This is a genomic window from Pseudomonas sp. BCRC 81390 (assembly GCF_030341915.1).
Classification (GTDB): domain Bacteria; phylum Pseudomonadota; class Gammaproteobacteria; order Pseudomonadales; family Pseudomonadaceae; genus Aquipseudomonas.
This window is the reverse complement of the sequence record NZ_JATAAG010000002.1, coordinates 243,171-259,967: the sequence shown is the minus strand read 5'-3', so window position 1 is coordinate 259,967 and position 16,797 is coordinate 243,171. Positions and strand designations below refer to the sequence as shown.

The window sequence follows — 16,797 nt, the reverse complement described above, 5'->3', positions numbered from 1 at the left end:
TGCACGCCCACCGCAATTGCTACTGAGGAAGACCATGGCCCGCGTAACTGTTGAAGACTGCCTGGAACACGTGGATAACCGCTTTGAGCTGGTCATGCTCTCGACCAAGCGCGCTCGCCAGCTGGCGACCGGCGGCAAAGAGCCACGCGTTGCGTGGGAAAACGACAAGCCGACCGTAGTTGCCCTGCGTGAAATCGCCGAAGGCATCGTCACCAACGAATTCATCGCCGCTGAAGAGATCGTCACCGAGGATCCGGTGTTCGCCGCGTTCGAGGACGAGAACAACGAGGCTGTCTGATTGATGCCTGGTCGACGTCGCACGGCGCAAGGCCCTCTTCCTCGGCAGGAGGTGAACCCATGCCGGGTATAGAAGCTTTGGCCGAACGGCTGTCGACCTACCTTGGCCCCGAACAGGTCAACCTGGTCCGGCGCGCCTATTTCTATGCCGAACAGGCACATGACGGGCAGCGCCGCCGCAGCGGCGAGCCCTACGTGACCCATCCGCTGGCCGTGGCCAGCATCCTCGCCGACATGCACATGGACCATCAGAGCCTGATGGCTGCCATGCTGCACGATGTGATCGAAGACACCGGCATCGCCAAGGAAGCGCTCAGCCAGCAATTCGGCGAAACCGTGGCCGAACTGGTCGATGGCGTCAGCAAGCTGACCCAGATGAACTTCGAGACCAAGGCCGAGGCGCAGGCCGAGAACTTCCAGAAGATGGCCATGGCCATGGCCCGCGATATCCGTGTGATTCTGGTCAAGCTGGCCGACCGCCTGCACAACATGCGCACCCTGGAAGTGCTGTCCGGCGAAAAGCGCCGGCGCATCGCCAAGGAAACCCTGGAAATCTACGCCCCCATCGCCAACCGCCTGGGCATGCACACCGTGCGCGTGGAGTTCGAGGACCTCGGCTTCAAGGCCATGCACCCGATGCGCTCGTCGCTGATTCACCGGGCGGTGAAAAGCGCGCGCGGCAACCGCAAGGAAATCGTCGCCAAGATCGAGCAATCGCTGGCCAACTGCCTGGCCGCCGACGGCATCGAAGGCGAGGTCAGTGGCCGGCAGAAACACCTCTATGGCATCTACAAGAAGATGCGTGGCAAGCGCCGCGCCTTCAACGAGATCATGGATGTGTATGCCTTCCGCATCGTCGTCGACAAGGTCGACACCTGTTATCGCGTGCTGGGCGCCGTGCACAACCTGTACAAGCCGCTGCCCGGTCGCTTCAAGGATTACATCGCGATTCCCAAGGCCAACGGCTACCAGTCGTTGCACACCACGCTGTTCGGCATGCACGGCGTACCCATCGAAATCCAGATCCGCACCCGCGAAATGGAAGAGATGGCCAACAACGGTATCGCCGCACACTGGTTGTACAAGTCCAACGACGACGAGCAGCCCAAGGGCAGCCACGCTCGCGCGCGCCAGTGGGTCAAGGGGATTCTCGAACTGCAGCAACGCGCCGGCAACTCGCTGGAGTTCATCGAGAGCGTGAAGATCGACCTGTTTCCGGACGAGGTCTACGTGTTCACGCCCAAGGGCCGCATCATGGAGCTGCCCAAAGGCTCCACGGCCGTCGACTTCGCCTACGCGGTGCACACCGACGTCGGCAACAGTTGCATCGCCTGCCGCATCAACCGCCGCCTGGCACCGTTGTCCGAACCGCTGCAAAGCGGCTCGACGGTGGAAATCGTCAGCGCCCCGGGCGCACGGCCGAACCCGGCCTGGCTCAACTTCGTGGTCACCGGCAAAGCGCGCACGCATATTCGTCACGCCCTCAAGCAGCAGCGCCGCTCCGAGTCCATCAGCCTGGGCGAACGCCTGCTGAACAAGGTGCTGGCCGGCTTCGACAGCAGCCTCGAAAGCATTCCGCCGGAGCGCATCCAGGCGATTCTCGCCGAGTACCGCCTGGAGCTGATCGAGGACCTGCTGGAAGACATTGGCCTGGGCAACCGCATGGCCTACGTGGTCGCACGCCGCCTGCTGTCGGCGGAAGGCGAACAACTGCCGGCGCCGGAAGGCCCGCTGGCGATCCGCGGTACCGAAGGCCTGGTGCTGAGCTATGCCAAGTGCTGTACGCCGATCCCGGGCGACCCGATCGTTGGCCACCTGTCCGCTGGCAAGGGCATGGTCGTGCACCTGGAAAATTGCCGCAACATCAGTGAAATCCGCCACAACCCGGAGAAGTGCGTACAGCTCTCCTGGGCCAAGGACATCACGGGTGAGTTCAATGTCGAGCTGCGTGTCGAGCTGGAGCACCAGCGCGGCCTGATCGCGCTGCTGGCCAGCAGCGTCAACGCCGCCGACGGCAACATCGAGAAAATCAGCATGGACGAACGCGACGGCCGTATCAGCGTGGTCCAACTGGTGGTCAGCGTGCACGACCGTGTGCACCTGGCGCGTGTGATCAAGAAGCTGCGTACCCTGACCGGTGTAGTCCGCATAACCCGCATGCGTACGTAGTCCGCCAACCGCAAGGAGTCATCATGAGCAAGACCGTCATCAACAGCGACAAGGCCCCTGCCGCCATCGGCACCTACTCGCAGGCGATCAAGGCCGGCAATACCGTGTACATGTCGGGCCAGATCCCGCTGGACCCGAAGACCATGGAACTGGTCGAAGGCTTCGAAGCCCAGACCGTGCAGGTCTTCGAGAACCTCAAGGCCGTGGCCGAAGCCGCTGGCGGCTCGTTCAAGGACATCGTCAAGCTGAACATCTTCCTCACCGACCTGAGCCACTTCGCCAAGGTCAACGAGGTAATGGGCCGCTACTTCGAGCAGCCGTACCCAGCCCGTGCCGCCATCGGCGTTGCCGCGCTGCCGAAAGGCGCCCAGGTCGAAATGGACGCCATCCTGGTCATCGAGTGATGCCCCTGTGACGGGCGCCTTGCCCGTCACCTCTCCTCCTCTGCAAGGTTACCCGTCATGCGTCAAGCCCTGCCTCTCGCGCTGGCAGCCCTGCTTCTGGGCGGCTGCGCCAGCCATAAACCCGAAGATTTCAATGGCACCTGGATCAACCAGGACGCCATCACCGCGGCCGTCAAGGGCGGCAGCCTGCGCCAGGCGCTCAATGAGCACGGCCCGGTGTTCGAGTGGAAGCTCGACGTCGCCAGCCAGCAGGCCAGCTACAGCAATGGTTTCGAGGCGGCTGACGGCCAGCTGAGGGCCAACGACAAGCAATGGCAGGCCAGTTTCCAGGGTGGCCAGACCGAGCAGCTGTCGCTCGATGGCGACGAACTGCTGGCCACCGATCAGAACGGTGGCAAGCAGACGTTCGTGCGCGCCAAGGCGCCAGCGGCAGCCAGCGCGCCACTGGGGAGCAGCTTCGAGAAGGCGTTGTACCAGGCTTACCTGGGCGGCACCTGGAAGATCGTCGACGGCCAGGGCAAAGGTGCCACCGTGCGCTTCAGCGATACCGGCAACGTCACTGGCTTGCCGGGGCCAGACCGCTTCGCCCTGTGCCTGGCGGGAGACTGCGCAACCATGGGTGGCAGCAATGACAGCCTGTGGCTGGAACGCAACCAGCGTGGCGCACCCTTCATCCTCAAGCGCGATGGCGACAAGCTGGAGATCTTCCAGGCAGTGAACCGTGCGCAGCCGGATGAGATGCCCGTGTTGGCGGCTGGCAAGCGCCAGTGGTTGCTGGAGCAGGACTGAAGCCCTATCTCGAGCCGAGCGCCGCCCTGCAGCAGCGGCCTTGTGTCGCGCAGCGGCCCCAGGTTTTCTGCGTTACTACATCGATTGCTGGGGCCGCTTTGCGGCCCATTCGCGGCACAAGGCCGCTCCTACACGGACCGCACAAGCCTGAGGGCTAGTTTTTCCCCTCCAGGATCGCCGCATAGCCTTCCTTGTAGCTCGGATACACCGGCGCCCAGCCCAGCGCCCGCGCCCGGGCATTGCTGCAGCGCTTGCTACCGGTGCGGCGCACGCGCTGCTCATCCGACCATTCGGTTACCCCCAGGTAAGCCCGCAGCCAGGCCACCACATCGGCCAGCGGCGCCGGGTCGTCGTCGACGCCGATGTAGCAGTCGTCCAGCACCTTGCCGTCGGCATCGGCCTGCAACAGGAACGCCAGCAGGCTGGCTGCGTCCTCGGCATGGATGCGGTTGCCATACAGCGGTGGCTCCTCGGCCACGCGGTAGCCCTGGCGCACTTGGCTGAGCAGCCACTCGCGGCCCGGGCCATAGATGCCGGTCAGGCGTACCACGCTGGCAGGGATGCCGCTGGCCAGTGCCAGCCTTTCAGCCTCCAGCATCAAGCGCCCGGAATAGCCTGCGGGCTCGGTGGCGGCGCCTTCCTCGATCCACTCGCCGTCCTTCTGTGCATACACGCTGCTGCTGGATACAAACAGCAAGCGCCGTGGGCGCTGGCCGCGCTCGGCCAGCCAGCCCAGCACATGCCGCAAACCGTCGACATATGCCGCCTGGTAACCCGCCTCGTCGTGCTGGCTGGCCGCCACGCAATACACCAGGTAGTCCGGCGCACGCTGCGGCCAGGCGTGCGGAATGGATGGCTCGGCCAAGTCTGCAGCCACTGGAACAACACCCGCCGGCAGTTGCCCGACCGAGCGACGCAGGCCGCTGACCTGCCAGCCGCGCGCCAGCATCTGCCGGGCAAGACGCCCGCCTACATCACCACAACCCACAACCATCACGGAAAGGTCTGACATCTCTAACTCCTGGACCAACTGATCAACCTGGCCACGCTACACGACGGGCGACTAGACCATAGGCGAAAAAAGCAACAAGATTACTTTTGTTAACAAGAATTACTTGCAATAATGGCGGCCAAATTGTTCTCGGCCTACTCGAGGCCTTGGAGAACGCTTACTTTTTCTTCATCAGGTCCGGCCAGCATGACACGTATTCAACCTTCCGCTTCGCCAACCCCGTCGCGCGCCTGGCGCGCCATCGCCGCGCTGACGCTCAGCCTGGTGCTGGCCCCGGTGGCCATGGCCGATGAGCCAACCGCCAACACCGCCGCGCCTGCTGCCGCCAGCGCACCCGCTGCTCCAGCCGCAGCGCCGACGGCGGACACCCCTACCGCCACCCCGGCTCAAGCCCCAGTCGTGGCAGACCCAAGCGTCGAAGCCCTGGTTGAAGACACCTCGCTGGGCATGGCCCATGACCTCTCACCATGGGGCATGTACAAGAACGCCGACGTGGTGGTGAAGGCGGTCATGATCGGCCTGGCCATCGCCTCCATCATCACCTGGACCATCTGGATTGCCAAAGGCTTCGAGCTGATGGGCGCGAAGCGTCGCCTGCGCGGTGAGATCGCCCTGCTGAAGAAGTCCGCCAGCCTCAAGGAAGCCAGCGATGTTTCCAACAAGGAAGGCACCCTGGCCCACACCCTGGTCCACGATGCCCTCGAAGAGATGCGCCTGTCGGCCAACGCCCGCGAAAAAGAAGGCATCAAGGAACGTGTCAGCTTCCGCCTGGAGCGCCTGGTACACGCCAGTGGTCGCACCATGAGCAGCGGCACCGGCGTTCTCGCCACCATCGGCTCCACCGCGCCATTCGTCGGCCTGTTCGGTACCGTATGGGGCATCATGAACAGCTTCATCGGCATCGCCAAGACCCAGACCACCAACCTGGCCGTGGTTGCCCCGGGCATCGCCGAAGCCCTGCTGGCCACCGCCCTTGGCCTGGTAGCGGCTATTCCGGCCGTGGTCATCTACAACGTCTTCGCCCGTTCCATCGCCGGCTACAAGGCCCAGGTGTCTGACGCCTCCGCCCAAGTGCTGCTGCTGGTCAGCCGTGACCTGGACCACCAGGGCAGCGAGCGCGCCGCCCCGCACATGGTGAAAGTGGGGTAAGCCATGGGCCTGCATCTCAACGAAGGTGGTGACGACCTGGTCGAGAACCACGAAATCAACGTTACGCCGTTCATCGACGTGATGCTGGTGCTGCTGATCATTTTCATGGTCGCAGCGCCCCTGGCCACGGTCGACATCAAAGTCGACCTGCCGGCCTCGACCGCCAAACCGGCACCGCGGCCGGAAAAACCGGTGTTCGTCAGCGTCAAGGCCGACCAGAAGCTGTACGTCGGCGACGATCAGGTTCCCGCCCCCGACCAGCTTGGCCCGATGCTTGACGCCAAGACCAAGGGTGACAAGGAAACCACCATCTTCTTCCAGGCTGACAAAGGCGTGGATTACGGTGACCTGATGGAAGTGATGAACAGCATGCGCGCGGCCGGCTACCTGAAAGTCGGTCTGGTAGGTCTCGAGACGGCAGCCAAGAAATGACGAAGACGCGGCACAATCTGGCGCGTTACGGCGGCAGCCTGGCCCTCGTGCTGGGTGTCCATGCCGTCGCCGTGCTGCTCACGCTCAACTGGTCGGTACCCCAGGCCATCGAACTGCCCCCGGCAGCCATGATGGTCGAGCTGGCGCCGTTGCCGGAGCCTGCGCCACCACCACCCCCGAAGGCAGCGCCACAGCCGCCGGCACCGGTCGAAGAGCCACCGCTGCCGAAGCTGGCCGAGGCCCCCAAACCGAAAATCGCCATCCCCAAGCCGCCCAAGCCGAAGGCCAAGCCGCAACCGCAGCCGCCCAAGCCCGAGAAAAAACCTGAGCTGCCGAAGGAAGCCCCGCCGACCGAACAGACGGTGGACGCACCGCCCAGCAACACGCCACCGCAGAAGTCCGCAGCACCGGCACCGAGCATTGCGTCCAACAGCAAAGCCCTGCCAACCTGGCAGAGCGACTTGCTGCGCCACCTGGGCAAGTACAAGCGTTACCCGGAAGATGCACGCCGTCGCGGCCTGCAGGGCATCAACCGCCTGCGCTTCGTGGTCGATGCCGAAGGCAAGGTGCTGTCGTATTCCATGGTCGGTGGTTCGGGCAGTGCCGCTCTGGACAGGGCGACCCTGGAGATGATCCGTCGAGCCGGCACGGTACCCAAGCCGCCGCCCGAGTTGCTGAACAACGGCACGATCGAAGTCGTGGCGCCGTTCGTCTACTCGCTGGACCGCCGCTGAGGCTTTTGTTTCTGTCACAAATCGGCAAGTCTGATAACGTGCGTCTATCGATTGCAGCCGCTATGCTGGGCTCGCAACTTCATGGACGCACGTTATGACCCTCACAGAACTACGCTACATCGTCACACTCGCCCAGGAACAGCATTTCGGCCACGCCGCCGAGCGCTGCCACGTGAGCCAGCCGACCCTGTCGGTCGGGGTGAAAAAGCTTGAGGACGAGCTTGGCGTGCTGATCTTCGAGCGCAGCAAGAGCGCGGTACGCCTGACACCGGTTGGCGAAAGCATCGTCGCCCAGGCGCAGAAGGTGCTGGAGCAGGCCCAGGGTATTCGCGAACTCGCCCAGGCCGGCAAGAACCAGCTGACTGCCCCGCTCAAGGTCGGCGCCATCTACACCGTCGGCCCGTATCTGTTCCCACACCTGATTCCGCAGCTGCACCGGGTAGCGCCGCAGATGCCGCTGTACATCGAAGAAAACTTCACCCACGTCCTGCGCGAAAAGTTGCGCAACGGCGAGCTGGACGCAGTGATCATCGCGCTGCCGTTCAACGAAGCCGACGTACTGACCCTGCCGCTGTACGATGAGCCATTCTGCGCCCTGATGCCGGCCGACCACCCGTGGACGGCGAAAAAGACCATCGACACCGCGATGCTCAACGACAAGAGCCTGCTGCTGCTCGGTGAAGGCCACTGCTTCCGCGACCAAGTGCTGGAAGCCTGCCCGACCCTGAACAAGGGCGGCGAAGGGTCCAGGCATACCACGGTCGAATCCAGCTCGCTGGAAACCATCCGCCATATGGTGGCCTCGGGCCTTGGCGTGTCGATCCTGCCCCTGTCGGCAGTGCACAGCCACCATTACGCGCCGGGTGTCATCGAGGTCCGCCCGCTGACCGCACCCGCGCCGTTCCGTACCGTGGCCATTGCCTGGCGCGCCAGCTTCCCGCGGCCGAAGGCCATCGAGATCCTCGCCGACTCGATCCGCCTCTGCTCGGTCGCCAAAGCCCCTGTGGAACAACCGGCCTGAGTCATGAGCGAGCTGTCGAAGGTCCCGGTCACGGTACTCAAGGGGGTTGGCGAGGCCATGGCCGAGAAACTCGCCAAGGTCGGCCTGGAAAACCTGCAGGACGTGCTGTTTCACCTGCCCCTGCGTTATCAGGACCGCACCCGGGTGGTGCCGATCGGCCAACTCCGCCCTGGCCAGGACGCGGTGATCGAGGGCGTGGTCAGCGGTGCCGACGTGACCATGGGCAAACGCCGCAGCCTGGTGGTGCGCCTGGGTGACGGCAGCGGTGTGCTGAGCCTGCGCTTCTATCATTTCAGTAACGCGCAGAAGGAAGGCCTCAAGCGCGGCACCCACCTGCGTTGTTACGGCGAAGCCCGCCCCGGTGCCTCGGGCCTGGAAATCTACCACCCGGAATACCGCGCGTTGAACGGCGATGAGCCGCCCCCCCCGGTGGAGCAGACCCTGACGCCGATCTACCCGTCCACCGAAGGTCTTACCCAGCAACGCCTGCGCCTGCTGTGCCAACAGAGCCTGGCCATGCTCGGCCCACGCAGCCTGCCTGACTGGCTGCCCGAAGAACTGGCCCGGGACTACCAGCTGGCACCGCTGGACGATGCTATCCGCTACCTGCACAACCCGCCGGCCGATGCGGACCTCGACGAGCTTGCCGAAGGCCAGCACTGGGCCCAGCACCGCCTGGCTTTCGAAGAGCTGCTGACCCACCAGCTGTCGCAGCAGCGCCTGCGTGAAAGCCTGCGCAGCCTGCGCGCGCCGGTGTTGCCCAAGGCCCAGCGCCTGCAGGCGCAGTACCTGGCCAACCTCGGCTTTCAGCCGACCGGCGCGCAGCAGCGGGTGGCCAACGAAATTGCCTATGACCTCAGCCAGCACGAGCCGATGATGCGCCTGGTTCAGGGTGATGTCGGCGCCGGCAAGACCGTGGTCGCCGCCCTGGCCGCGCTGCAGGCGCTGGAAGCCGGTTACCAGGTGGCGCTGATGGCACCCACCGAGATTCTCGCCGAACAGCACTACATCACCTTCAAGCGCTGGCTCGAGCCGCTGGGCATCGAAGTGGCCTGGCTGGCCGGCAAGCTCAAGGGCAAGGCCCGGGCCGCCGCCCTGGAGCAGATCGCCAACGGTGCACCGATGGTGGTCGGCACCCACGCGCTGTTTCAGGAAGAGGTGAAATTCAAGCACCTGGCCCTGGCGATCATCGACGAGCAACACAGGTTTGGCGTGCAGCAACGCCTGGCGCTGCGCAAGAAGGGTGTAGCCGGCGAGCTATGCCCGCACCAGTTGATCATGACCGCCACCCCGATTCCGCGGACCCTGGCCATGAGTGCCTATGCCGACCTGGACACTTCGGTGCTCGACGAACTGCCGCCGGGGCGTACCCCGGTGAATACCGTGCTGGTGGCTGACAGCCGCCGCTTCGAAGTGGTCGAGCGGGTACGCGCCGCCTGCGCCGAAGGGCGCCAGGCCTATTGGGTGTGCACGTTGATCGAAGAATCCGAGGAGTTGACCTGCCAGGCCGCCGAAAGCACCTACGAGGAGCTGGGCAGCGCCCTGGGCGAGCTGCGTGTGGGGCTGATCCACGGGCGCATGAAGCCGGCGGAAAAGGCCGAGGTCATGGCCGAATTCAAGGCCGGCAACTTGCAGTTGCTGGTTGCAACCACGGTCATCGAGGTCGGCGTGGACGTGCCCAACGCCAGCCTGATGATCATTGAAAACCCCGAGCGCCTGGGCCTGGCCCAGTTGCACCAGCTGCGCGGCCGGGTTGGCCGCGGCAGCGCCGTCAGCCATTGCGTGCTGTTGTACCACCCACCGCTGTCGCAGATCGGCCGTGAGCGCCTGGGCATCATGCGGGAAACCAACGACGGCTTCATCATCGCCGAGAAGGACCTGGAGCTACGCGGTCCGGGCGAGATGCTCGGTACCCGCCAGACCGGCCTGTTACAGTTCAAGGTCGCCGACCTGATGCGCGATGCCGATCTGTTGCCGGCAGTGCGTGACGCTGCCCAGGCCCTGCTTGCACGCTGGCCGGACCATGTCAGCCCACTGCTGGACCGCTGGCTCCGCCACGGCCAGCAATATGGCCAAGTGTGACGATGGTTCCACAATGGATCCAGATTTGTCCCAAGGCTGGTTATACTTCGCGTTTAAAGGAATCAGTGGATACGGACCATGACTGAAGTCGCCCTGGACACCGCAACCCCACATGCACCCTCGGTCATCAGGCTGCTGCTCGACAAGCTCGGCGTGGCCTACCGCGAGGTCGTGGAGCATCCGCAACTGCCGGCGGCGTCAAGGGTACAGGCCGTGCTGCTCGACGACGAGATCGGTGCCTTGCTGGTGCTGTTCCCGCAGAGCCAGCTGCTGGACCTCAACCGCCTGGCTGAACTGACCGGGCGCCAGCTGACTGCGGTGTCGGTGGCGCGCCTGAAGCAGATGCTCGACAAGCACAACCTCAAGGCCCTCCCGGGCATTCCGGCCTTGACCAGTTCGCCGTGCCAGTATGAAAAGAGCCTGCTCGACGCCGAACGCGTGTATATCCAGTCCGGCGAAACCGGGCTGTTGCTGGAAATCGAGCGCGCGCACTTCAAGCGCATGCTGGTAAAGGCCAGCGCCAGCAGCTTCGGCCTCGAGGTCGAGGCCATCAGCCCCAATCTCGATCGCCCGCATGACGACACCCGGGAAATCAGCCAGGCAGTGCAGGCTTTCACCGCCAGACGCATTCAGAAGCGCCTGGAGGAAACCATCGAGATCCCGCCTCTGGCAGACACCGCGCAAAAGATCATCAAGCTGCGGGTAGACCCCAACGCCAGCATCGATGACATCACCGGCGTGGTCGAAACCGACCCGGCGCTGGCGGCGCAGGTGGTGAGCTGGGCGGCATCGCCCTACTACGGCTCGACCCACAAGATTCGCTCGGTGGAAGATGCCATCGTGCGCGTGCTGGGTTTCGACCTGGTAATCAACCTGGCCCTGGGCCTGGCGCTGGGCAAGACCCTGAGCCTGCCGAAAGACCACCCGCAACAGGCCACGCCGTACTGGCAGCAGTCAATCTACACCGCTGCGGTCATCGATGGCCTGACCCGTGCCATGCCGCGCACTGAGCGCCCGGAAGCTGGCCTGACCTACCTGGCCGGGCTGCTGCACAATTTTGGCTACCTGCTGCTGGCGCATGTGTTTCCACCGCACTTCTCGCTGATCTGCCGGCACCTGGAGGTCAACCCGCACCTGTGCCACACCTATGTGGAACAGCACCTGCTGGGTATCAGCCGCGAACAGATCGGTGCCTGGCTGATGAAACTGTGGGACATGCCGGAAGAGCTGTCGGCCGCACTGCGTTTCCAGCACGACCCGGCCTATGACGGCGAATTTTCGGCATTCCCCAACCTGGTATGCCTGACCACCCGCCTGCTGCGCGCGCGAGGAATTGGCACGGGGCCGCAGGAGGAAATTCCCGAGGAACTGCTGGAGCGCCTGGGGATTACCCGCGACAAGGCCGAGGAAGTCGTGAACAAGGTGCTCGAGGCCGAGAACCTGTTGCGTGAACTGGCTTCGCAGTTCCACGCACCGCATTAACAGCCTGGGGCCGCTTGGCGGCCCCATTATTTCAGCCCTGCTTCTTCGGCTTGAGGTACTTCATCAACCCCTGGAACCACATCACCAACGCAGGATTGCCCTTGATCTGGATGTGCTTGTCCTGAATCCCCTGCATGAATGCCAGCTGCTTGTTACGCGCCTGCATCGTGGCAAAACCGTAGACGGCGTCCTTGAAGGCAATAGCGAAGGCCGGCTGCGGGTGGGCACCGCCCTTGCTGCTGATGCGCTCGTTGTTGACGATGAAGTGCCGGGCGACCTTGCCATCCAGGGTCTGCATCTGGAACACCAGGTCCTTGCCCTTGAGCTGCTGCTGGAATGCCGGGTTGTTACGGCTGGCCCTGGCCATCAACCAGCCCATGGCCCAGAGAAGAAAGCGGAACTTCATCAACGCGCCTCGAATTAAACGTGACTAAAGCGCGCATTCTATCCCTTTTCAGAACTATTTATGCAGGTACGAAACATTTTGCCTGCAGAAAGCACAACGGGCGCCTTGGCGGCGCCCGTTTGGCTGGCAGTGGATCGTCAGCGCACGATCACTTGCCTTTCTTGGCTGGTTTGGCAGGGACGTTGACGCTGTCGCGCAGGTTCTTGCCTGGCTTGAAGGCCACGGTATTGCTGGCCTTGATCTTGACCGGTTCGCCGGTTTGCGGGTTCTTGCCGGTACGCGCGCCACGATGACGTTTTTCGAAGGTGCCGAAGCCGACCAGGGTCACGGTATCCTTGTCCAGGGCACCGGTGATGCTGTCGAGAATCGCGTTCAACACCTGATTGGCCTTTTCCTTGGTCAGATCGGCCTTTTCGGCGATGACAGCGGCGAGTTCTGGTTTGCGCATAGTGAAGCCTCTTTGACGGAATTCTTGTTGTTATGCCGTGCTGCCTCTGGGAGCAGCGCTCAAGGCACCGCAGGCTCTAATCTGCGGCAGACGGGAGTGAGGATGGCACGTGCACCGGGGCCGCGCCAGTATCTGGGCGGCCATTGTGCAGGCAACAACAGGATAAATCCGACAGAACGCCAGCTATTTACGCCATAATGGCTGGCAACTGGCGATTCAGCGCCAGCTTGTCCATCACCGCTGTTCCGGTCAGGGCATAGCCCAGCAGCTTGCCGTCGGCATCGAAGCAGAGCACTTTGAGGTCGCTGCCCTGCCCCTCGACCCGCCAGGCGCCTTCGTGGCCTTGGGGTGGCGGCGAGACTACGAGTGGGCAGGCAGGGGTTTTCACCGTGACCGGCATCGGCCCGTAGGCGACCGCCGTCGGCTTACCGGCCAGGGTCTGCGCCAGCGCCCGGGCACAGCTCATCAGTGGCATGACGTATAGCAAGTTGATGCCATCGACCTCGGCACAGTCGCCAAGGGCAAAGATATTGGCGTGGGAGGTGCGCAACTGGCGGTCCACGCTGATGCCTCGGTTGGTTTGCAGGCCAGCGGCGGCAGCCAGGTCGGTGCGCGGGCGCAGGCCGATCGCCGAGACCACCAGGTCGCAGGCGATCACGCAGCCATCAGACAGGTGTGCCTCCAGGCCCTGGGCCACCTTTTCCAGGCGAGCCAGCACCGGGCCCAGGTGGAAGCGGACGCCCAAGCCTTCCAGCCCGCCCTGCACGGCCGTGGCCGCAGCCGGGTGCAGCAAGGTCGGCATGACTTGCTCGCACGGCGCCACCACATCGACCTGGAAGCCGCCCAGGCTCAGGTCGTTGGCGAATTCACAGCCGATCAGGCCGGCACCGAGGATCAGCACTCGCTGCTTGCCAGAGGCTGCGGCGCGAAAACGTGCGTAGTCTTCCAGGTCGTTGATCGGGAACACCTGTTCGCCGCCATTACCCTCGATCGGTACCTGTACCGTCTGCGCACCGACGGCCAGCACGAGGTCGCGGTATTCCACCGCCTCCTCACCGACCCAGAGCCGCTTGTGGCCAGGGTCGATGCCGCTGATACGGGTATGGGTACGGATTTCGGCATTCAGTTGCTCGGCCATGGCGCCCGGTTCGGCCATGCACAAGCCATCCGCATCTTTTTGCTTGGCGAAGCCAGTGGAGAGCATGGGCTTGGAGTAGGAGCGACCGTCATCGGCAGTGATCAGCAGTAACGGTGTCTGAGTATCGAGCTTGCGAAATTCACGGGCCAGGTTGTAGCCCGCCAGGCCGGTACCGACGATTACCACAGGGGACGTCATGTCGTGCTTTCCTTGATTAGCCGATGGAGATCATTTCAAAGTCACTCTTGCCGACACCACAGTCGGGGCAAAGCCAGTCTTCCGGGACATCTTCCCAACGGGTGCCGGGGGCGATGCCGTCATCAGGCCAGCCTTCGGCCTCATCGTAGATCAGGCCACAGACAATACATTGCCACTTTTTCATCAGGTCGTTTCCTCGCTTCGGGCTGGGGCTTTGTATCGGCCCTGCCAGCAGTATGCAAGCAGTTGGGGCAATCATGCTAAGCTCGCCGCCTCTCTGGATGTAACAAGCAGACCGACGTGTCGTACGAATCCCCGCAAGCAGCCGCTGTCGCGTGGCTGCCGTATTCACAGCTGGCGACCGGCATCGACCAGCCCACCCTGGACTGGCTGTTCGACGAAGGCTCCCTGACCCGCCGCCTGATCCGCCTGTCCGACGACCATTTCAGCGTCACGCCACTGTTCGAAGGCTGGCAGCCGCTGCGCGATGACGAATGCCAGGCACTGGGCATCGTCGCGGGTGCCGAAGGCTGGGTACGTGAGGTATACCTGCGTGGCCATGGCCAACCCTGGGTGTTCGCCCGCAGCGTCGCCAGCCGCACAGCCCTGGAGCGTGGCGGGCTGGACCTGGAAACCCTGGGCAGTCGCTCGCTCGGCGAGTTGCTGTTCTGCGACCAGGCGTTCATCCGCCACCCCATCGAAGTATGCAGTTACCCTCAGGCCTGGTTGCCCAGCGAAGCCGCCCATACGGCGCTGTGGGGGCGCCGTTCGCGTTTCGAACGTGGCGGCCTGGACCTGCTGGTGGCAGAAGTGTTCCTGCCAGCCCTGTGGCAAGCGGCCAAGGAGGAGACCCGCTGATGTACCTGCAACTGCTCAAGTCGCTCAACCGCTTGCACCCGCGGGCCTGGGACTTCGTCCAACTCAGCCGCATGGACCGTCCGATCGGAATCTACCTGCTGCTGTGGCCAACCTTGTCGGCGGTCTGGATCGCCGGGAACGGTTCGCCGACCCTGGCCAACGTGCTGATCTTCGGCCTCGGCGTGGTGCTGATGCGCGCCGCAGGCTGCTGCATCAACGACTTTGCCGACCGCAAGGTGGACGGCCACGTCAAACGCACCGCCGACCGTCCCCTGGCCAGTGGCCGGGTCCGTCCGCGCGAGGCGCTGGCGCTGTTCGCTATCCTGGTCGGGGTCAGCTTCCTGCTGGTGCTGTGTACCAACAGCCGCACGGTGTGGCTATCGTTCGGCGCGGTGGCGCTGGCGTTCTGCTACCCATTCATGAAGCGCTACACCTACTACCCGCAGGTGGTGCTGGGGGCGGCCTATTCCTGGGGCATTCCCATGGCCTTTACCGCAGCGGGGGGTGAACTGCCGGCCAGTGCCTGGCTGTTGTACATCGCCAATCTGCTGTGGACGGTGGGTTACGACACCTACTACGCCATGGTCGACCGGGATGACGATTTGAAGATTGGCGTGAAGTCGACTGCGATTCTGTTCGGCGACGCCGACCGCACCATCATCCTGACCTTGCAGCTGCTTTCGCTGGGCTGCCTGTTGCTGGCAGGTAACCGTTTCGAACTGGGGGGCTGGTTCCACCTGGGCCTGCTGGGCGCGGCGGCGTGCTTTGCCTGGGAGTACTGGTCGACGCGCAGGCTGGACCGGGAGTCATGCTTCAAGGCGTTCCTACACAACCACTGGGCGGGGATGCTGGTGTTTATCGGGGTTGTATTGGATTACGCGTTGCGCTGAGAAATGCGGGGCTGCCGTGCAGCCCCGACAATTTCATGGCTTGGCGACGTGCCAGACGTCCTTCATGCCGTCACCGGTCATATCCCCGGCCTTCTTGTCCTTGATGAAGGTGTACAGCGGCTTGTCGTCATAGGCCCACTGCTTGGCGCCGTCATCGCGCATCACCACGCTCCACTTGCCCTTGGCCGGTTCGTCATCGGCCTTGACCATCAAGGGCGGCCAGTTCTTGGCACATTCGCCATTGCACATCGACTTGCCGCCAGCATCCTTGTCGAAGGTGTACAGGGTCATGCCGGCAGGGTCGACCAACATGCCGCCCTTCTCCATCGCATGGTCAGCAGAGGCCACCCCCGGTAGCGCCAGCGCAGTGAAAAGGGCCATCCAGCTCAGCGTTTGTCGTGTCATTGGATTCACCATTGTTTCGGGGGGATTGGGGGTCGAAATTCCGCAAAAGCGGCTCTTTCAAGCCTAGTTCAGTCATGGAATGTCGCCAGAATGGCCAACGGCCTGTCACACAGCTGCAATAATTCCGTTATCTAATGCGGGCCAAGACATCGTATCCAGGAGAGGTTTTGAGCATGGTTGGCAGGAACATACTGATCGTCGACGACGAAGCGCCTATTCGCGAGATGATCGCCGTTGCCCTGGAAATGGCCGGCTATGACTGCCTGGAAGCGGAAAACTCCCAACAGGCCCATGCGATCATCGTCGACCGCAAACCGGACCTGATCCTGCTCGACTGGATGCTGCCAGGCACCTCCGGCATCGAGTTGGCCCGCCGCCTCAAGCGCGACGAGCTGACCGGCGACATTCCGATCATCATGCTCACCGCCAAGGGCGAAGAGGACAACAAGATCCAGGGCCTGGAGGTAGGTGCTGACGACTACATCACCAAACCGTTCTCGCCGCGTGAACTGGTTGCCCGCCTGAAGGCCGTGCTGCGCCGTACCGGCCCCAGCGACAGCGAGGCACCGATCGAGGTCGGCGGCCTGCTGCTGGACCCGATCAGCCACCGCGTGACCATCGACGGCAAGCCGGCCGAGATGGGCCCCACCGAATACCGCCTGCTGCAGTTCTTCATGACCCACCAGGAACGCGCCTACACCCGTGGCCAGTTGCTGGACCAGGTGTGGGGTGGCAACGTCTATGTCGAAGAGCGCACCGTCGACGTACACATCCGCCGCCTGCGCAAGGCATTGGGTGAGGCCTACGAAAATCTGGTACAAACCGTCCGGGGCACCGGCTACCGCTTCTCGACCAAGAGCTGATCGAGTTCAAAAGCGCCAAG

General features: G+C 63.6%; 19 protein-coding genes. 13 read left to right on the top strand and 6 right to left on the bottom strand.

What is annotated here, in order from left to right:
- The first annotated feature begins 34 nt into the window (after window positions 1-34).
- Genes rpoZ through QSV36_RS01450 form a run of 4 tightly spaced genes read left to right on the top strand, consistent with a single transcriptional unit; the run spans window position 35 to window position 3,659 of the window.
- Complete coding sequence (rpoZ, locus tag QSV36_RS01465; RefSeq protein ID WP_003253383.1) at window positions 35-298, top strand: DNA-directed RNA polymerase subunit omega; 264 nt, start codon at window positions 35-37, stop codon at window positions 296-298.
- Window positions 299-357: 59 nt separating this feature from the next.
- Window positions 358-2,466, top strand: a complete 2,109-nt coding sequence (gene spoT / locus QSV36_RS01460) for a bifunctional GTP diphosphokinase/guanosine-3',5'-bis pyrophosphate 3'-pyrophosphohydrolase (RefSeq protein ID WP_225779767.1) — start codon at window positions 358-360, stop codon at window positions 2,464-2,466.
- Between the two features lie 23 nt (window positions 2,467-2,489).
- Window positions 2,490-2,870, top strand: a complete 381-nt coding sequence (gene ridA / locus QSV36_RS01455) for a deaminase RidA (RefSeq protein WP_009684531.1) — start codon at window positions 2,490-2,492, stop codon at window positions 2,868-2,870.
- Window positions 2,871-2,927: 57 nt separating this feature from the next.
- Complete coding sequence (locus QSV36_RS01450; protein ID WP_289129178.1) at window positions 2,928-3,659, top strand: hypothetical protein; 732 nt, start codon at window positions 2,928-2,930, stop codon at window positions 3,657-3,659.
- A 154-nt stretch (window positions 3,660-3,813) separates the two neighbouring features.
- Here the strand turns inward: QSV36_RS01450 and QSV36_RS01445 are convergent, their stop codons facing one another.
- On the bottom strand, window positions 3,814-4,671 hold the full coding sequence (locus QSV36_RS01445) for an SDR family oxidoreductase (protein WP_289129175.1): 858 nt from the start codon (window positions 4,669-4,671) through the stop codon (window positions 3,814-3,816).
- 186 nt (window positions 4,672-4,857) lie between these two features.
- Here QSV36_RS01445 and exbB point away from each other — a divergent pair, with 186 nt between their 5' ends.
- The 6 genes from exbB (at window position 4,858) to QSV36_RS01415 (ending at window position 11,571) form a co-directional block, all read left to right on the top strand.
- On the top strand, window positions 4,858-5,820 hold the full coding sequence (exbB, locus tag QSV36_RS01440) for a tonB-system energizer ExbB (RefSeq protein ID WP_289129174.1): 963 nt from the start codon (window positions 4,858-4,860) through the stop codon (window positions 5,818-5,820).
- 3 nt (window positions 5,821-5,823) lie between these two features.
- Window positions 5,824-6,252, top strand: coding sequence for a TonB system transport protein ExbD (exbD, locus tag QSV36_RS01435; protein ID WP_225779771.1), 429 nt, complete (start codon window positions 5,824-5,826; stop codon window positions 6,250-6,252).
- On the top strand, window positions 6,249-6,986 hold the full coding sequence (locus QSV36_RS01430; protein WP_289129171.1) for an energy transducer TonB: 738 nt from the start codon (window positions 6,249-6,251) through the stop codon (window positions 6,984-6,986). Before exbD ends, QSV36_RS01430 begins: the two co-directional genes overlap by 4 nt.
- Window positions 6,987-7,080: 94 nt before the next feature.
- On the top strand, window positions 7,081-8,007 hold the full coding sequence (locus tag QSV36_RS01425) for a hydrogen peroxide-inducible genes activator (RefSeq protein WP_063912240.1): 927 nt from the start codon (window positions 7,081-7,083) through the stop codon (window positions 8,005-8,007).
- A gap of 3 nt (window positions 8,008-8,010) precedes the next feature.
- Window positions 8,011-10,089, top strand: a complete 2,079-nt coding sequence (recG, locus tag QSV36_RS01420) for an ATP-dependent DNA helicase RecG (protein ID WP_225779774.1) — start codon at window positions 8,011-8,013, stop codon at window positions 10,087-10,089.
- Between the two features lie 78 nt (window positions 10,090-10,167).
- The gene (locus QSV36_RS01415) at window positions 10,168-11,571 is read left to right on the top strand and encodes an aminoacyl-tRNA deacylase and HDOD domain-containing protein (RefSeq protein ID WP_289129165.1); all 1,404 of its coding nucleotides are present in this window, start codon (window positions 10,168-10,170) and stop codon (window positions 11,569-11,571) included.
- A 31-nt stretch (window positions 11,572-11,602) separates the two neighbouring features.
- Here the strand turns inward: QSV36_RS01415 and QSV36_RS01410 are convergent, their stop codons facing one another.
- From QSV36_RS01410 to QSV36_RS01395, 4 genes are all read right to left on the bottom strand, one after another.
- The gene (locus QSV36_RS01410) at window positions 11,603-11,977 is read right to left on the bottom strand and encodes an SCP2 sterol-binding domain-containing protein (protein ID WP_289129164.1); all 375 of its coding nucleotides are present in this window, start codon (window positions 11,975-11,977) and stop codon (window positions 11,603-11,605) included.
- Window positions 11,978-12,125: 148 nt separating this feature from the next.
- Window positions 12,126-12,425 carry an HU family DNA-binding protein gene (locus tag QSV36_RS01405; protein ID WP_114169522.1) on the bottom strand — a complete coding sequence of 100 codons (300 nt, stop codon included), beginning with the start codon at window positions 12,423-12,425 and terminating at the stop codon, window positions 12,126-12,128.
- Between the two features lie 187 nt (window positions 12,426-12,612).
- Window positions 12,613-13,761 (bottom strand): NAD(P)/FAD-dependent oxidoreductase, encoded by a 1,149-nt coding sequence (locus tag QSV36_RS01400; RefSeq protein ID WP_289129160.1) that lies wholly within the window; start codon window positions 13,759-13,761, stop codon window positions 12,613-12,615.
- 16 nt (window positions 13,762-13,777) lie between these two features.
- Entirely contained in the window at window positions 13,778-13,945 is a 168-nt protein-coding gene (locus QSV36_RS01395) for a rubredoxin (RefSeq protein ID WP_003253349.1), read from the bottom strand.
- Between the two features lie 116 nt (window positions 13,946-14,061).
- Between QSV36_RS01395 and QSV36_RS01390 the strand changes: the two genes are divergently transcribed.
- A complete protein-coding gene (locus QSV36_RS01390; protein ID WP_289129157.1) occupies window positions 14,062-14,619 on the top strand; it encodes a chorismate--pyruvate lyase family protein in 558 nt (185 codons plus the stop codon).
- Window positions 14,619-15,509, top strand: a complete 891-nt coding sequence (gene ubiA, locus QSV36_RS01385) for a 4-hydroxybenzoate octaprenyltransferase (RefSeq protein ID WP_289129153.1) — start codon at window positions 14,619-14,621, stop codon at window positions 15,507-15,509. Before QSV36_RS01390 ends, ubiA begins: the two co-directional genes overlap by 1 nt.
- A gap of 33 nt (window positions 15,510-15,542) precedes the next feature.
- Here ubiA and QSV36_RS01380 read toward each other — a convergent pair whose 3' ends face one another.
- Entirely contained in the window at window positions 15,543-15,914 is a 372-nt protein-coding gene (locus QSV36_RS01380; protein ID WP_289129151.1) for a COG4315 family predicted lipoprotein, read from the bottom strand.
- Between the two features lie 173 nt (window positions 15,915-16,087).
- Here QSV36_RS01380 and phoB point away from each other — a divergent pair, with 173 nt between their 5' ends.
- A complete protein-coding gene (gene phoB, locus QSV36_RS01375; protein WP_003253341.1) occupies window positions 16,088-16,777 on the top strand; it encodes a phosphate regulon transcriptional regulator PhoB in 690 nt (229 codons plus the stop codon).
- The last annotated feature ends 20 nt before the right edge of the window (window positions 16,778-16,797 follow it).

What these genes read in the sequence shown, in the direction of transcription:
- ridA (WP_009684531.1), top strand. Translation starts at nt 2,490, where the DNA reads ATGAGCAAGACCGTCATCAACAGCGACAAGGCCCCTGCCGCCATCGGC.
- QSV36_RS01425 (WP_063912240.1), top strand. Translation starts at nt 7,081, where the DNA reads ATGACCCTCACAGAACTACGCTACATCGTCACACTCGCCCAGGAACAG.
- QSV36_RS01445 (WP_289129175.1), bottom strand. Translation starts at nt 4,671, where the DNA reads ATGTCAGACCTTTCCGTGATGGTTGTGGGTTGTGGTGATGTAGGCGGG.
- exbB (WP_289129174.1), top strand. Translation starts at nt 4,858, where the DNA reads ATGACACGTATTCAACCTTCCGCTTCGCCAACCCCGTCGCGCGCCTGG.
- recG (WP_225779774.1), top strand. Translation starts at nt 8,011, where the DNA reads ATGAGCGAGCTGTCGAAGGTCCCGGTCACGGTACTCAAGGGGGTTGGC.
- exbD (WP_225779771.1), top strand. Translation starts at nt 5,824, where the DNA reads ATGGGCCTGCATCTCAACGAAGGTGGTGACGACCTGGTCGAGAACCAC.
- QSV36_RS01400 (WP_289129160.1), bottom strand. Translation starts at nt 13,761, where the DNA reads ATGACGTCCCCTGTGGTAATCGTCGGTACCGGCCTGGCGGGCTACAAC.
- QSV36_RS01450 (WP_289129178.1), top strand. Translation starts at nt 2,928, where the DNA reads ATGCGTCAAGCCCTGCCTCTCGCGCTGGCAGCCCTGCTTCTGGGCGGC.
- QSV36_RS01430 (WP_289129171.1), top strand. Translation starts at nt 6,249, where the DNA reads ATGACGAAGACGCGGCACAATCTGGCGCGTTACGGCGGCAGCCTGGCC.
- QSV36_RS01405 (WP_114169522.1), bottom strand. Translation starts at nt 12,425, where the DNA reads ATGCGCAAACCAGAACTCGCCGCTGTCATCGCCGAAAAGGCCGATCTG.
- ubiA (WP_289129153.1), top strand. Translation starts at nt 14,619, where the DNA reads ATGTACCTGCAACTGCTCAAGTCGCTCAACCGCTTGCACCCGCGGGCC.
- QSV36_RS01395 (WP_003253349.1), bottom strand. Translation starts at nt 13,945, where the DNA reads ATGAAAAAGTGGCAATGTATTGTCTGTGGCCTGATCTACGATGAGGCC.
- phoB (WP_003253341.1), top strand. Translation starts at nt 16,088, where the DNA reads ATGGTTGGCAGGAACATACTGATCGTCGACGACGAAGCGCCTATTCGC.
- QSV36_RS01380 (WP_289129151.1), bottom strand. Translation starts at nt 15,914, where the DNA reads ATGACACGACAAACGCTGAGCTGGATGGCCCTTTTCACTGCGCTGGCG.
- spoT (WP_225779767.1), top strand. Translation starts at nt 358, where the DNA reads ATGCCGGGTATAGAAGCTTTGGCCGAACGGCTGTCGACCTACCTTGGC.
- QSV36_RS01410 (WP_289129164.1), bottom strand. Translation starts at nt 11,977, where the DNA reads ATGAAGTTCCGCTTTCTTCTCTGGGCCATGGGCTGGTTGATGGCCAGG.
- rpoZ (WP_003253383.1), top strand. Translation starts at nt 35, where the DNA reads ATGGCCCGCGTAACTGTTGAAGACTGCCTGGAACACGTGGATAACCGC.
- QSV36_RS01415 (WP_289129165.1), top strand. Translation starts at nt 10,168, where the DNA reads ATGACTGAAGTCGCCCTGGACACCGCAACCCCACATGCACCCTCGGTC.